Source organism: Anaplasma phagocytophilum str. Webster (assembly GCF_000964685.1).
Lineage (GTDB): Bacteria > Pseudomonadota > Alphaproteobacteria > Rickettsiales > Anaplasmataceae > Anaplasma > Anaplasma phagocytophilum.
Map to the genome: position 1 here is coordinate 1404194 of NZ_LANS01000001.1, position 16301 is coordinate 1420494.

Consider the following 16301-nt stretch of genomic DNA (forward strand, 5'->3'; position numbering starts at 1 on the left):
GGTAAAATAGTGAGTGTAATGTGACTGCTAAAATACTAATAGTGGATGACTTGCCTTCCAACATTAAATTATTACAAGCGAAGCTTACAGCGGAATACTATACTGTAATTACTGCCACAAGTGGCCCTGAAGCAATAAGGATGGCAGAGGAACATCAACCAGATTTGATACTTCTCGACGTCATGATGCCAGGAATGGACGGGTATGAGACGTGCAAAAACATGCGTACAAACCCTGCCATTGCGTATATACCTATAGTAATGGTTACAGCTTTAGATAATACTACAAGTAATAGGGTTAATGGGCTGAGTGCTGGTGCAGATGATTTTCTGATAAAGCCTATAGATGATGTTGCGCTATTTTCCAGAATCAAGTCCCTTACTCGGTTCAAGATATTAGTAGATGAGCTAAGGCTTAGGGGCAAGACTACTAAAGATATGAGCATGGTAGATTATAATATCATGCATTATGCAAATCAGATTTCTGATGGTAAGATTCTTATAATTGATGAAGACAAAATCCGAGCTGAAAGCATAAATAATCTCTTACAGGAAAGCTTCCAAGAGACTACTATACTCAGCGACCCTACCCAGAACATAAATTTCACCAACGCGGCAAAGTATGATTTACTCATTATAGATATGCACTTTGCCGGAGATGGGTTAAGACTTTGCTCAGAGTTCCGAAACAGCAATGAAGAGTCACGTTATACATCTATATTATTGCTCATCGATGAAAGCGAAGACACAAATATATTGCATAAGGCGTTTGACATAGGCATTAGCGATTACATCATGGTTCCGATTTGTAATAACGAACTTGTTGCCAGAGTAAACCTACAAATCAAAAAGAAAAGATATCAAAATGCCTTAAGGTCACACCTAAAGAACAATGCAGAAATGTCTATAAGGGATTCTCTTACAGGATGCTATAACAGGCGTTACTTCGAGATGCACTTCCAAAATATACTTAATGAGTCACAAGAAAAAGACAAACCTCTCTCCGTAATGCTGCTGGATATTGACCATTTTAAGCAGGTAAATGACTCTTTGGGCCATCAGGTCGGAGATGAAATACTGCAGCAGATATGTAAACGAATCTTCAATAGCATAAGAATATCCGATCTGCTAGCAAGGTATGGCGGAGAGGAATTTGTTATAATTATGCCTGAAACATGTATAGAAGAGGCTACGTTAGTTGCAGACAGGCTACGACGCATAATAGCAGAATCTCCCTTTACTACAAGTGCAGGTCCTTTAAACAAAACTTTAAGCATAGGAGCGGCCAACTTGAGAAGCGGAGAGACGGCTGAACAGCTACTTACTCGAGCGGATAAGTTGCTTTACGTTGCAAAAAAAACTAGAAACTCGGTTGTGTCTGAAAAAATCTAAATTTATTCTCGTTGGGATGATCGTCTCAACTTCCTTGGCTTTTAAAAAACCGCGTGATAAACGCCCTCTCGCATTCAATTAGCATCAAACTCTTTACCACCCCTTGTTGTATTTAAATGTGGCATAATACTATAGAGCTCTTACATGCCACTAGCTCTGCATTACAAGCATCTCTTCAATACTCCTAGATATGACCTCGCATAAATAAGATGCTATAGATAGCGAAAAGGCATTTTCATAAATAACTATGCCGCCGTATCACCGGAATAACACTTTTACTATAATCACCCCTACTCTTTTTTGTTTGCAAAGCTTATCAGTGACTATATTCCAATAGCGGTATACTCCCAGCATCTATATATACCTAGATACTATAGATCTCTTACATGCCACTAGCTCTGCATTACAAGCATCTCTTGAAGACTCCTAGATAAGACCTCGCATAAAGAAGATGCTATAGATCGCAGGACAGCATTTTCACCACGAGCGCACCGCTTCTTTCCATAGCATTTTGCTGCGTTTTGTATAACAGAAGCTCACTATCAAATTTAACTTTGATTCTTCCTCAGTAGCCATAGGACCGTCGAGCATATACTAAAAGCTTAAATAATGCACATTATGATATGCATGCAACGATAGTTAATCACAAGTAAAGCTCAATACATCTGTTGCATCATCAAACAACTCATTAATAGTTGCTATCATATATTCAGGTACTGGGGCTTTTATAACAATTTCTCGATCAAAAAGCTGAAACGAAGTACGAAAAGCGTGCAAATGCAATGAGTTATGCTGTTGTACCTCAGTGTCTTTAGAATACTTTGTATCGCCTATGATAGGACAGCAAAACTGAGACAAGTGTATTCTTAGCTGGTGTTTTCTGCCCGTTACCGGGGATAATAACATCACTGCATGCCTTTTAGATGATTGCAACACTGAAAAAACTGTCTTAGCTTCTTTGGGAATAAGAGTTTCCCCTACTCCTGACTGCTTTTTACAATAAATCGGCATAGTGATCTCGCCTTTACTGAAGGCCGGAACGCCTTTTGTAACAGCAATATACTCCTTTCTCACTCTACGAAAGCGCAGTTCTTCTGATAAGATCCTAGCTATAGACTGCCCACGAGCGATTATTAACACTCCACTCGTGTCTCTGTCTAATCTGTGCACAATGTGTAACTGCTCTCCGGGAATGATCTTATTTAATAAGTCACTCAAACTAATACTTACCTTTGTGCCACCTTGAACGTTTACCCCCGCTGGTTTATTTATTGCGATGATATTTTCATCCTTATAAATAATATTGTCACTCACAAGCCTGAGCAAAGCATCATCATGCACTTCCTTCGCTTCCTTGCTTCTGGAGGCAATTTTATCAACATTGCGTATACTAACCGTGTCCCCACGTTGCACCCGAGAAGACGCTAATGCCTTTGAACTATTAAGACGAATTTCACCCTTACGCAGTAGCTTCTCAACTAAAGCTTGAGGTACTCCTGGAAGAATAGAACGCACATATCTATCCAGGCGCATTTTGTCCTCTGCTACCAGATAGTCGGTTATACTCTTCACTGTCCAGCTACAGTAATGTTCTTTTCTATGAAGTCTCTCAAAAACAGGTTACTCGCTATAAAAAGGCCATTATCGGTGGTAACACCACCCTTGCTCTCTTCCACGAAAAGCCTCCCTATCTCTGCCTTATAATCATGTAATCCTGAGTAAACGAGCATATCATAACAACCCGCACACAGATACGAAAACCCCAAAACAACCGACCCCATAGAACGCAACACAACATGCTGCGCCGCAAGCTCGGAAACGATTCCCCTAACTCTTGAGCACCCTGCAGTAAAGTCGATCATCGAAGCATTTATGCTTTCCTTTTTTGTGACATACATTCTTACATATCTGCTCTGCACACTTTCAACAAATGTCCCATAACCCTTCTCAGCATAATATGTTTCACGCAGTATAGGAGCATCAACAACAGCTGCAACAACCGCTTCATCCTTTATCAAAGCAACCGCCGTAGCAAAGTACGGAAGACCGCGCATGAAATTTGTCCTACTGTCAATCGTACTCACGTACCAGAACATAGGACCCAACTCTCGATGATCCCGCGTGCCTTCAAAAAAAATCTCAAGCCCCTGCCTATATGCACTAAGCTCCTCAGCAATTATGGCACTAGACCTAGAATAAGCAGCACGCGTAAATTCACTAGCAGCTATATAAGAAGACTTTAAATACCTAATTTCATTAAAATCCCGCACTAAGCCACGTGATGACTTGCGCACTGCATTGATCATAACCCCTATAATAGGCGAGAATAAAGCTACCATACTTAGTCTTTTGCCCTCTCGTAATACGTGTCATCAGGAGTGTAAATTACTATCTTTTCTCCAACTTTTATAAACGGCGGTACACTCACACGACGCCCATTTTCCAATACCGCAGACTTATATGATGAGGAAGCAGTCTGCCCCTTGATAACTGACTCTGCCTCCACAACCTCAAGCACAACATAATCAGGAACCTTAGCTGATATCACCTGACCTTTGTGGAAAAGCAGGGTTAGTATCATATTCTCCTGAAGGTATACACTTTTATCTCCCAACAGCTCCACGGGTATAGAAATCTGCTCATAATTCTCAGTATTCATTAAAGTAAGCGAAGATGAATCCCCAAAAATATACTGAAAACTGACCTCTTCTATAATGGCACGGTTTACATATCCATCAGCACGAAACCTCTCCTGATACTTAGCACCAGTTTTCAGATTTTTTAACTCAGCCTGAATATATGCTCCACCCTTACCAGGCTGCGTATGCATAGTTTTCACAACTAGATACAGAGCCCCATTATGATCCAAAACTTGACCTGGCCGTATGTCATTCCCTCTTTCAGCCATAGCTACCTCCAAGAACGAACGTGAATTCTATGCGCAAGAATACTACAACTCAAGTAAAAAATTAAGAACAATCCTGCATTTGATACTCAGCACGTAATGCAATATTAGCATAGATGCTATCACTCTTGGTACATAATACACCTTAATACAGCCTTCATAATTGCAACCCAAAGCAAACATCCTTGAAAACTACCTCAATTTCACACTCATTATGCGCATCACAGAAGCAGACACCCCTCATACAAACAACAAAGGTACAGAATTGCGATCATAATTGCCGAGCCAACGTTTTTATCAAGTCCGCACGTTAAACTCCAAGAATTCACACAGCTTTATGGATCTTTCAGAGCGATACCAAGATGAACATCACCTCCTAGTAGCGAAACCACTCAATACCTTCACGTTATACAATATATAAAAAGTGAATTATTACTGAAACTCGCTACTATAGAGACATTTTCCTAGAAAACACAGACCACATTTCTCCAAAAATAGCCTTATGCTACAAAAAATAATGTAGCAAAAATCCAATTTTTTTTATCCCTCACCCACTACACCACTGCCCTGCATATCTACCCGTTGTATACAAATTATAATATGATAAATCCTTAAGATCCTTTGACATTTTATTGAGAAATTAATAAAATTTTTGATACTTAATAAAGTATTTATTTTTATGGGAAAATTAACAAAAATCTTTAAGAAGAAAAATAAGATAAGTTTTCCCGCGGAAGTAGATGCTGGTTCTCCGGTAAATGAGATCCCGCAATCTAATGATTCTGCGGAAGCTTCTCTCACAAAGGTTTCTCAATTATTTACTAATTCCCCTGAAGAAGTTGCCGGCTATAGCACTCCATCTACGAATGAAGCAGCTCAGGGAGCAACAAGTGATATTGAAGGGGGTATAGAAAACGCGCCTTCCAAAACTTCTAAGAAAGACGATGGAAAACATGGATCGTCTTTAGGTAAGAGATTTATATCGTTAATACAATCGGTAGAAAGGAAAGTTGGTAAAGCTTTCTCAACGAAACCCAAGAAAAAAGATCCGGAGAAAGAGCGTAGCAAAGTCTATCTTGAGGAAGTGTGTTCAGATACTGACTCAATATTAACTCTAAGTACGTATGCCTCTTATGAAAGCCTATCAAAGGAACTGGATTTCCAGAACTTTCTCGATGAAACAAGTTCAGAACGTGACTCAACACGAGCGTTGGCTGCGTCTTCCTCTAGTGAAAGCATGGTCTCAAATCCAGAAACCGTAAACTCAAAATATGTTCCGAATGTGTTCTTTGCTAAGGGTGCGCCAAAGCATTTATCAAAACAAGAGCTCGATGCTATTTGCGAGGACATTACTGCACATAGTAGCAGCTCTGTAAACCTTTCAGAAGCAACTGAACCCCACTATGCTGTCCCTCGGGACGTAAGTCTTAGCGCTTCTAAGCACGATGGGGAAGAGTCTAATTCCTCTAATAAGCAGTCTAATGCCCCTAAGAAGTCTAATTTATTCAAGAAAATCAAATTTCTAGGGCCACTTGTGCAATTCATTAAAAATGGTACTGTCATGCCTAAGAGTCCTCAGAACGATACCCCTACTCAAAGTAGTAGTACTAGTAGCGAACCACTATACGCTGAGCCTTTAAACTACGCGTATCACCCTATTCCTTTTAAGAGGCACAACTCTTGGGCGAGCTTGAGTACTATACCAGAAGAGGTTGAAGAGGTTTCAGACGCAGAATCTATTTCTCAAAACAGTAGAGCTAGTAGCGGACCGTTATATGCTACTCCTTCTACTGAAAGCAAGCCTACGTTTTATGTAAGTTCAAGTACTGAACAAAGCCCAACTCCGCCTATGCAATCTCCTACTCCAAGTAGTAGTAGTAGCGAACCACTATACTATGAGCCTCTAAACTACGCGTATCATCCTATTCCTTTTAAGACCAACACTGCACATAAATCAGTTTCACCTGTAGCATCGCCGACTCAAAGCAGTAGTGGCAGTAGCAACTCTCTATACGATACTCCTTCCTCTAAAAGCAAGTCTACATTTTATGTGAGTATGCCTACTGAACAAAGCCCAACTCCGACTATACAATCTCCTGCTCAAAGCAGTAGAGGCAGTAGCAACTCGCTGTACGATACTCCTGCCTCTAAAAGCAAGTCTACATTTTATGTAAGTATGCCTACTGAACAAAGCCCAACTCCGACTATACAATCTCCTGCTCAAAGCAGTAGTGGCAGTAGCAACTCGCTGTACGACACTCCTGCCTCTAAAAGCAAGTCTATATTTTATGTAGGTTCAACTACTGCACAAAACCCAACTCCGACTATACAATCTCCTACTCAAAGTAGTAGTATGCTGACAAACAAACCTACTACCCATCCCGAACCCAAATCTTTGAAAAACTCAGGTTCAGTTACGGGTTCTGTAAAAGTAAAAACTGCTGCTTTTGAGTCTCAGGCACAAAGTAACAGTGAGATTGAAAACAAGCCTGCTGTACTGCCTAATGCTCTTGCAAAAGTTGGTACTCTACAAAAATCCGCTTCAGCTATAGGATCTTCTACTCAAAGTAGTAGCTCAACTAGCGAAGCATTATATGCTACTCCTTTTAAACCTAAGCTTTCTGCAGAATCGCCTAAAACACAAAACTCAACTTCATCCATAGAGTCATCGGCTCATAATAGCAGTGCGATTGAAAGCAGCAACTATGCTACTCAACCCAAAGTTATCGGTGCTATTAAAAAACCAGCTTCAGCTGTAGGATCTTCCGCTCAAAGTAGCAGTACGTTTGAAAGCAAGCCTACTACTTCTATTGAGCTTAAATCTTCGAATAACACAGGTTCTGGAACAAATTCTGTAAAAGTAAAAGCTGCTGCTTTTGAATCTCAGACACAAAGTAACAAAGTTGGTGCTCTACAGAAATCTGCTTCAACTTCGGGATCTTTTGCTCGAAGTCTCAGTATGTTTGAAAGCAAATCTACTACTTATAATGAGCCTAAATCTTCGAATAACACAGGTTCTGAAACAAATTCTGTAAAAGTAAAAGCTGCTGCTTTTGAGTCTCAGGCACAAAGTAACAAAGTTGGTACTCTACAGAAATCTGCTTCAACTTCGGGATCTTTTGCTCGAAGCCTCAGTATGTTTGAAAGCAAATCTACTACTTATAATGAGCCTAAATCTTCGAATAACACAGGTTCTGAAACAAATTCTGTAAAAGTAAAAGCTGCTGCTTTTGAGTCTCAGGCACAAAGTAACAAAGTTGGTACTCTACAGAAATCTGCTTCAACTTCGGGATCTTTTGCTCGAAGCCTCAGTATGTTTGAAAGCAAATCTACTACTTATAATGAGCCTAAATCTCTAAAGTACACAGGTTCTGGAATAAGTTCTATAAAAGCGAAAGCTTCTGTTTTTGAGTCTCAGGCACAAAGTAACAGTGAGATTAAAAGCAAGTCTGTTGCTCCTCCTAAGCCCAAGCGTGGCATACTATTGAGTGATAGCATACAACATTCTGCACAGGGTAACCTTTCCGTAGCTAACTCTGTAGAAGGTGTTGCGTCTTCAAACACTCAAGAAGAGCATGGTACTCAGAAGAAAGAGCTTCATAATGTGTTGAAAAAATTCTCTAACCCTTCACAATTGTCAACACTGGAAGCAATGTTTGCTAAAGCGGGCTCATCATCAAGTAAGCCTGTCAATGCGGCCGCAACTGGTTATGGAAGCAGCAAGGCCTCTACCTCTTTCGCTTCGTCGAATAATGCTTCTGTAAAGGAGGGCCAAGCTTTTGCTCAAACTGACGCTAGCACTTCAGGTAACACTAGAAAATCATTTGTGCAAGCACTACAACAAGAAAGGCAAATGCCTCATAAAACTAAATCTGTACATGAATTAGCAAAACAACTTGAAGAAGGAGGAGTTCTTACGCAAGTGCTTGCTTCAAGGGCCAATGCATCAAGGGCACGTTTCTAGTTCTATCAAGACAGCATCCTATAAAATTTAGGATGATCTACACGCGCGCTGCACAGTTAATGTTTCTAACATGAATTGTGTGGCGCGTTCTTGATTCTAAACCCAAATCAAACGCGCTCAGTATACTTAATCCACCTCTAAACCTTAATCTCAATAACTCCTTTATAGTATTTCGCTCCCTCTGACATACGACTTAGGTATGCTGAAGCGCGTGACATCCCTCGATTTTTAATTACAAGAATTTATCTAACTTGCAATCAAACACACAATAAGTACATTAATGATGTTTCTAAGGTGATGTTTCAATTTGGTTATTGCATATTCCCTGAACGCAAAACAGCTGACCATCAGATAGAGTCACTATAGGTAAGTCCCTTTCAGAAAGGCTTGCATAAGGCGGGTTGCCTTTTAGTTAAAGTGTAAAAATCTATGTTGTTGCAGCGCTAGATGTATACCGGATATAATGCCTCGCTTGTCATTGTTTCCATGCATTTGATGAAGAAATCTCTACTTAGCACGGGCTAAGCGCTGATGTTAACATTAACACCCCAAGATCTGTACTCTATAGACGGGTTAAGGAAAATAGATGAACTATTTCAAGAAGAAGTTAAGCGGCATTGCCCAAACCTGCTTGAAAGGCTAATTGAAGCACGCTGTACTGGCGAAGGAGACGCGGAGCTTATAATAGAACTTGCCCATTTACTGGAAAGGTTTATCACAAAAATATTTCACATTGAAGAAGAGCTAAAGGCGTATCAAAAACTCCACGAAGAATTTCTAGATCTATATAAATGCAAAAGGAACTTCGTGCAGCGCTATGCCATAAAGAAGTTTCCTGATCGAGAAAGCCTAACTCTAAACGTTGAAGAAGCACTACTCAGTATCTTGGAAGTCGCTAATATCCCTGTTGATGAGAACGTCTTTGCCAGCAAAGTAAACGCTTGGATGGAGGATAAAGAGCAGTATGAACAGCAGCTCGATATAGCTGCCCAATATGCTGCACACATGGTCCATAGTGGTAGCAAATCTATTTTATTTCAGGTGCCTCAAAAATACGAAGCTGAAAATCTCATACCAGTAGATCGCGCATGTTTTGACAACAATATAGACGTTACCGTAGCAAAAAGTTGCCTTATCAAAGAACGTACAGGCTTTAATATTGCCAACCCTCCTTCGGCAAATAAAGCATTAAATGAAGTGCATTACTGCATTTTGTGTCACAAGCAAAAGCGGGACAGTTGCTCGAAGGGAATGGTCGACAAACAAGACATTGTGAAAGCATCCCCTTTACAGGTTTTGATGACCGGATGCCCGTTAAAAGTCAAAATTTCAGAAACAAATCTATTGAAAAGCCAGGGGCTTGTATTATCGCCACTTGCTGTGATTGCAGTCGATAACCCAATGTGTGCTCTTACCGGACATAGAATATGTAATGACTGCTCCCGCGCCTGTATTTATCAAAAGCAACAGCCTGTAGATGTACCTTCCATAGAGAGCTATATTCTAGATTCTGTTCTAAATCTACCTCATGGATTTGAGATATATTCCCTATTTACTAGATGGAATCCCCTTTCATTTACAAACATTCTGCCCAAGGAACCTACAGATAAAAACGTTCTTGTAGTTGGTTTGGGACCTGCGGGAATAGGTATAGCACACTATCTACTTAATGAAGGACATAATGTAGTGGCGATAGACGGACTAAAAATTGACCCATTACCGGAACATCTTTCAGGAGTTACAGAACACAATAAGAAGACTTCTTTTACACTTATTAAAGACGCAAAAACTGAGCTTTTTGAACACCTTGACTATAGGCTAGCATACGGCTTTGGAGGGGTATCTGAATATGGTATCACTGCTAGATGGAGCAAAAATTACCTGAAAATAGCACGCATACTTCTTGAGCGCAGAGCAAACTTCATGATGCATGGCGGAGTAAGATTAGGCAGTACATTAAGCGCACATGATGCCTTTACTATAGGATTCCATCACATAGCACTAGCTACTGGGGCTGGAGCTCCTAAAATTCCTATGCTAAAAAACATGCTGGTGAAAGGAGTCATGACTGCTTCTTCTTTTCTCATGGCCCTACATCTTGGAAATGCAGCACACAAAGACTCAATTGCAAATTTACAAATCCGCTTACCTGCGATTGTAATCGGAGGAGGATTAACCGCAGTAGACGCAGCAACTGAACTACTTGCGTATTATCCTGTACAGGTTGAAAAATTTTTACAGAGATATGAAACCCTGCTACAGGAATGTGCAACCAATACTTCAGAAATTTGCTGGTCGGACGAAGAACGCGAGATATTTAATGAGTTTATTGAACATGCTAGGCAGATCAGATGCGAAAAAGAACTAGCAATTGCCGAACAAAGATCTCCTAACATTCTCAAACTCCTCCAAAAATGGGGCGGGGTCACTATAGTCTATAGAGGGAGTTTCTCATCATCCACCGCCTATAGGCTGAATAGCGAGGAGTTAGAGCATGCTATGTCTGAAGGAATATATTTCGCTGAAAATCTTCAACTAGATGAGATAATAGTAGATAAGCACAATTCAGCTGCTGGCTTACAAGTACATGACATCGATAATGCAAAAAAATACATCGCCGCCAAAAGCATAGTAGTCGCTATAGGCACAAATGAAAATTCAATAACCTTGGAAGAGTGCAAAACATATAATTCCCATTCTGCATCAAGCATAGATACACAGGAAAATATGCCTCTAGACGAAAATAATTTTTATATTTCTGCAGAAAAAACTATCAGCGCATTCGGTGACATACATCCCTACTATAAAGGCAGTGTCGTCAAAGCTCTTGCAAGTGCTAAAAGTGGTTATACTTCCATCACAAAGGCATTGGAAGATTTTCCAAAGTGTTCAGATAGCGAAGGTTTTTTTTCAGACATAAACAGACTGTTTTCTTCGCAAATTGTTAAAGTTATCTCCTTGACCGATAACATTGTCGAGATAGTAGTGCGCTCACCTCTTGCTGCTGCAAATTTCCAACCTGGACAGTTCTACAGACTGCAAAACCTAGGAAGAAACAATCACCCTAACCTAGAGATGGAATGCCTTGCCATAACGGGGGCATATGTAGACAAAGAGAATGGGACAGTCTCGGTTGTAGTATTAGACGTAGGCGGCTCATCTAGACTGTGTAAACACTTACAACCTGGGCAATCAATAAGCCTTATGGGGCCCACAGGTTCTCCTACGCATATACCTCACAATGAGAATGTTATGCTTATCGGAGGAGGAGTAGGCAATGCCGTACTTTTCTCCATTGGTGAAGCAATGCTAACACAGCAGTGTAAAGTTTTATTTTTTGCTGGCTTTAAATCTGAATCAAGCATCTTTGGAAGGCAACAGATAGAATATGCGTCTGATGTAGCTGTATGGTGCTGTGAAACTGGCAAATTTCAGCCTCAGAGACCTGACGATAAATTCTTTTATGGCAATATATTAGCCGCAATAGAAGCTTATTATAATGATCCTCAAACTAAAATAACTTTAAATTCAATAGACAGGATAATTATGGTAGGTTCTAGCGGGATGATGGCTGCTCTTCAGCGTGTTATTTCAGGAAAATTCAAACACATGTTTAAGTCTAACATTAAGATAGTGGCCTCTATAAATTCTCCTATGCAGTGTATGATGAAAGAAATATGCGGACAATGCATACAAAAGCATGTAGACCCACTAACGGGAGAAGAACGCTTTGTATACAGTTGCGTAAATCAAGATCAATGCGCTAACAAAGTTGATTTTGATTTTCTACAAGATAGATTAAAGCAAAACAGTGTCCTAGAAAAATGCACATCTATGTGGGTTAGTCATTGCCTAAAGCAGGCATTCAATACTAACCAATCACGAAAAGACACTCATGATTAATGTATTAGTTTAAAAAGACCCTATATTATCCTTTATATAAGGAAAAAAGTTTATCTTTGCAGGCGCACTAAAAGTTCAACATTGCACATCCGTTCCGCAGAATCAATCCCCACAAACATGTAATATTCTGGGCATGATTTCATTTTGCATGGTTTTAGATCATTATATTTGCCATAATTACCTATGCAGACGCAACGGCACTGCTTACTGAAAGCGCTCAAAATGTATATAAGTAAGTGCTGAAAACGCGCATATAAAGCACTCTCAAGCACGACACTGTACAATGCCGAAAAAGCATCCAATCAATAGTTGGAGAAGCCTAGCCACATGCTCTCTCATCTATAATCATATGCTGTAGATATATGCACAGTTTCTTTTGTAACGAGCACCCAAAATGCAATGTATCTCAGCTGAAGATATTGGAAGTTTTCTCGCGCATATTAATGTGCAGCTAGCAATTTTAAGGGATAAACCTTCTATATCTGTCCCATGCATTCAATACATAGTGTACAAAGTAGTCGCACCGTTATCGAAAAATTGTTGCATTGTTATCAGCAAATATAGAACACATTTAAAAGATGCATTGCAATTTGAAAAACAAGTTCCTACAATCTGCGTGTTTACAGTAGCTAACGATGTGTTATGTGTTTTCCCAATATTCATAAGCAAGGGTATCCGTTTATAGCGATCGCGTTCGTGTTGACGTGCATTGGTTTCGCCTTTTCTTTCGGACTCGGATTGGTTTTTCAGATTATTACCGTACTTTGCGCGTGCTTCTTCCGTAATCCTGATCGTATTGTTCCAGTAGATGATAAGTTGATTATAAGCCCTGCAGATGGTTTAGTTACATCTGTGGCAGAGGTAGAATCTCCGATAGAAGCTGGCAAGATGGTCACTCGAGTAAGTGTGTTCTTGAGTATACTTAATGTGCATGTGAACCGTGCTCCTGTTTCAGGGTCAGTAAAGCTTGTTGAGCACAGACCAGGTAGGTTTTCTCCTGCATGCACAGATGGCTCTACAAGTGAGAATGAAAGAGTTAGGTCAGTCATAGAATCGACATTTGGTAACCACAATATCGTCATTGAGCAGGTTGCTGGCGTTCTTGCTCGAAGGATAGTATGCGATTTAAAGGTGGGTGATAACGTAAAGCTTGGAAGCAGAATGGGTATCATCAGATTTGGCAGTAGAGTTAATGTCTATGTGCCTGCGGGGGTACCAGTTTTGGTAACTGAAGGCCATACCTTAGTGGGTGGAGAGACCGTTATTGCTGATTTAGATAGCGAGCGTACTGCGGGATATCCTAGAGCAACTTTTGAAAAGGTGTAATTGCTAGCATTGTGAATTCGTGGTAACACTCCGATAGGTTCTATTTATGGTTGTGCTGTTTCATGGGAGAAAGTGATATCAAGGAAAGAAGCGGTGATGGATATCTTCCTATAGTGAAGCTATTCCCCAGTGTGGTCACAATGTTGGGGTTGTGCGCTGGGCTGACTTCTATAAAGTACACTTTCGCCGGAAATTGGGAACTAGCAGCCATATTAATAATTGTGGCTGCGTTTATGGACGGAATAGATGGCAGAATAGCTCGTTTGCTTAATTCTGCCACTGGTTTCGGTGCTCAGTTAGATTCTTTAGCGGATTTTTTGAATTTCGGCGTTGCTCCGGCATTTTTGCTATATTTTTGGCTGCTGCGTGACATGAAAGTCATCGGATGGATGCTGGTGATGATTTTCGTAGTGTGTATGTCTATAAGGCTCGCCAGGTTTAATGTTTCCTTGAACAAAGATAAAGAGAAGGATGATTGGAGAAAGTACTTCTTTGTAGGCGTGCCCGCGCCTATAGGTGCTGGTCTTTCGCTTGTGCCTGTAATGCTTACTTTTAGTGATATTAATATTGCTGTGCTTGATGATGCATTGCAGAACAAGAATATTATCGCGATCTACTTTGTGTTCGTTGCATTTTTATCTGTGAGTAATATACCCACAGCTTCTGCTAAGTATCATAGTATACCTAAGAGGCTGTCTTACCTTTTTATTACGCTTTTGGCTGTGCTAATGGTGCTGGCTATAACCAATCCTTGGATTACTTTTCCGATTATGGGTTTTACGTATCTTATGTCTATTCCCATCTTTGGGGTGTACTATATGTATGTTGATTCAAAGCGAAGTAATATGGAAGAGGAAGACGCGGAGGCTTTGCTATTTGAAAATGATGAAGATGACGACAACGTATAGCAGCCCGTAGTTAAGTAAGCCTGTATTTTCCTACATTTAATATGCTTTCGTTGATGGTCTGGTAACATGCACCTATACAGATTTTGAAATTGCTGAAATTACCCTTCTCCATAGCTCTTTCTCTAGAAGAGACCAGGATTCTTAGCTTTCACAGAAAAAATATCTACCTCATCCACACAGATTTGAAAAGGTGTAATTGCTAGCATTGTGAATTCGTAGATACAACACATATATATCATTCTTTGCAGCAGAAGAAAGTATAGCCGGATCTTACAGCAAAAACACAATATCCAAACAACCTACCCTTGCCTCAGCTTTATGCAAGACGTTAAGACCATTCCAACCGTCTCACACAATATTAAATTTCCGAGCAATACGCAGCACATTCATTAGCACAGCATGCCCTTTATCACCCACAATAGCATCCTGCCCCAAAATTATTATAGGATTCTCAGCAGCCATCAAAGCCTTACATATCTCATGATCGCCATTGCATATTTCTCCCAGCAACGCCATATCATCACCGAGATGATCAACTTGATAGTTATAGCTAAAATTACATCCTATAGATGCTATGCGCATACCCCTCTCAAGATATTGCTTACGCACTCTGGCATTTATAATAGGAGCATCTACTCTCAAATCTGCATTAATTAACAAACAGAAATCCGCCCCTTCTATCCCTCTATGGACAATGTTTAAGTTTTCAACGTGGGGGCTCTACTATCTTATGGGAATTGTAAAAACGTACGGAAAGAGAATTAAAAACTATTGTGAAGAGTAAGATTATAGGTCTACGGACTCTACAAGATATTTCTGCGAAAATGCGCCGCTATTTCTAGCAAATATCGATACATTCTGGCGTCTGAACTTTCTATATCTAAAGAACTTACAGAGGAAATTCATTAACAGGACTAACCTTATGCTTCTTAAATAAAGAAGCTATCTCCTTACTAATTCTAAGGTCATCGGTTTTATACAGTTCCTTTATTCTTAAAACCTCTGGCTGTAGCCTCTTGAGCTTAAACATTGAAACGTATGACCTCATCGATAGAGGAAAGGCTACTAACTTGATAGCTACCGTTAACATTACGATCGCTAAACCAAAATTTCCTAGCAGCTTATGAAAGTACTGCAACAGTAAAAATACAGGCTTTGTAATAAAATATAACATGCCAAAGTCTACTGCCTTATCGAACATTGGTATATTTAGCGTATCCTTATATTGATCCAAGAGCTCTAACTCTTTTGCTCCCATAAATAGATGCGTTACCGCCTCTACCTTATCATGCGCTCCTATCGTACCGTGCGATTTACATTGGCCATACGCGATATGGGCTCATAGCTTAGAGCAAGCTGCAATATCGCTCAGCCCCCTACTAGAACTCTCTATAAAACAGGAATAGTCTTTGAAAGCAATGATGCTGATATTATTCAGCCTTATGCATTAGAATTCGCGAATTACACATAAAATACCACTGATCTCGCAGAATTGTATTACATAGAAAACCCGCTTCATAGCTCATCGTTGGTTTACTATTGTCAACATACAGTACTGTACCCTTGGTTGCATACGAATGTCATCACCGCAAAATGGATTGAGGTCTCAAATAACTCTAGGGTATAAGTTTGTTAGATAGTAGAAGAAAACTTATCCTATGGATACTACCATGACTCGTCATTGTGGTATGTATCAAAGACTTTATATTGATTTTCACTCAAAAGATAAGAAAAAGGCTGTATTTGACTATAGTACAGCATAGCAAACGCTGTAAAAAATAGATGATAATGTCGCTTCTATACTTTAAAAAGAAGGGCTAAGCCGCGCACGTCGATTTAAAAAGACACATACTATACTTCCAAATGGCACATTTTAGTGAGCATATCCGTATTGCGTTGCAATG

At 40.0% G+C, this 16301-nt stretch carries 9 protein-coding genes and 1 pseudogene; 5 read left to right on the forward strand and 5 right to left on the reverse strand.

Annotated elements, in window-relative coordinates; genetic code table 11:
• Window positions 1-20: 20 nt before the first annotated feature.
• Window positions 21-1391, forward strand: coding sequence for a PleD family two-component system response regulator (locus APHWEB_RS05465; protein WP_011450664.1), 1371 nt, complete (start codon window positions 21-23; stop codon window positions 1389-1391).
• Between the two features lie 639 nt (window positions 1392-2030).
• Here APHWEB_RS05465 and APHWEB_RS05470 read toward each other — a convergent pair.
• The 3 genes from APHWEB_RS05470 to efp are packed head-to-tail and all read right to left on the reverse strand — an operon-like array spanning window position 2031 to window position 4299.
• The gene (locus APHWEB_RS05470; RefSeq protein WP_020848903.1) at window positions 2031-2963 is read right to left on the reverse strand and encodes an RluA family pseudouridine synthase; all 933 of its coding nucleotides are present in this window, start codon (window positions 2961-2963) and stop codon (window positions 2031-2033) included.
• Window positions 2960-3730: an inositol monophosphatase family protein gene (locus tag APHWEB_RS05475; protein ID WP_011450661.1), complete on the reverse strand. Its 771-nt coding sequence runs from the start codon at window positions 3728-3730 to the stop codon at window positions 2960-2962. Before APHWEB_RS05475 ends, APHWEB_RS05470 begins: the two co-directional genes overlap by 4 nt.
• A 2-nt stretch (window positions 3731-3732) precedes the next feature.
• Entirely contained in the window at window positions 3733-4299 is a 567-nt protein-coding gene (gene efp, locus APHWEB_RS05480; RefSeq protein ID WP_011450660.1) for an elongation factor P, read from the reverse strand.
• 649 nt (window positions 4300-4948) lie between these two features.
• On the opposite strand from efp, the gene APHWEB_RS05485 reads away from it, so the two are divergent.
• The 4 genes from APHWEB_RS05485 to pssA all read left to right on the forward strand — a co-directional run bounded on the left by APHWEB_RS05485 (window position 4949) and on the right by pssA (window position 14397).
• Window positions 4949-8260 carry a hypothetical protein gene (locus APHWEB_RS05485; protein WP_210164998.1) on the forward strand — a complete coding sequence of 1104 codons (3312 nt, stop codon included), beginning with the start codon at window positions 4949-4951 and terminating at the stop codon, window positions 8258-8260.
• Between the two features lie 531 nt (window positions 8261-8791).
• Window positions 8792-12163 carry an FAD-dependent oxidoreductase gene (locus tag APHWEB_RS05490; RefSeq protein WP_020849295.1) on the forward strand — a complete coding sequence of 1124 codons (3372 nt, stop codon included), beginning with the start codon at window positions 8792-8794 and terminating at the stop codon, window positions 12161-12163.
• A 642-nt stretch (window positions 12164-12805) separates the two neighbouring features.
• Window positions 12806-13489, forward strand: a complete 684-nt coding sequence (locus APHWEB_RS05495; RefSeq protein WP_011450657.1) for a phosphatidylserine decarboxylase — start codon at window positions 12806-12808, stop codon at window positions 13487-13489.
• Between the two features lie 62 nt (window positions 13490-13551).
• On the forward strand, window positions 13552-14397 hold the full coding sequence (gene pssA, locus APHWEB_RS05500; protein WP_020848901.1) for a CDP-diacylglycerol--serine O-phosphatidyltransferase: 846 nt from the start codon (window positions 13552-13554) through the stop codon (window positions 14395-14397).
• Between the two features lie 348 nt (window positions 14398-14745).
• On the opposite strand, the gene APHWEB_RS05505 is transcribed toward pssA, so the two are convergent.
• Complete coding sequence (locus APHWEB_RS05505) at window positions 14746-15057, reverse strand: molybdopterin-dependent oxidoreductase (RefSeq protein ID WP_020848900.1); 312 nt, start codon at window positions 15055-15057, stop codon at window positions 14746-14748.
• Between the two features lie 238 nt (window positions 15058-15295).
• Window positions 15296-15709: pseudogene (gene yidC, locus APHWEB_RS05510) on the reverse strand (membrane protein insertase YidC); the annotation flags it as partial.
• Between the last annotated feature and the right edge of the window lie 592 nt (window positions 15710-16301).

Coding starts and splice junctions, on each gene's coding strand:
- APHWEB_RS05475 (WP_011450661.1), bottom strand. CDS start 3,730: ATGGTAGCTTTATTCTCGCCTATTATAGGGGTTATGATCAATGCAGTG.
- APHWEB_RS05490 (WP_020849295.1), top strand. CDS start 8,792: ATGTTAACATTAACACCCCAAGATCTGTACTCTATAGACGGGTTAAGG.
- APHWEB_RS05495 (WP_011450657.1), top strand. CDS start 12,806: ATGTGTTTTCCCAATATTCATAAGCAAGGGTATCCGTTTATAGCGATC.
- efp (WP_011450660.1), bottom strand. CDS start 4,299: ATGGCTGAAAGAGGGAATGACATACGGCCAGGTCAAGTTTTGGATCAT.
- pssA (WP_020848901.1), top strand. CDS start 13,552: ATGGGAGAAAGTGATATCAAGGAAAGAAGCGGTGATGGATATCTTCCT.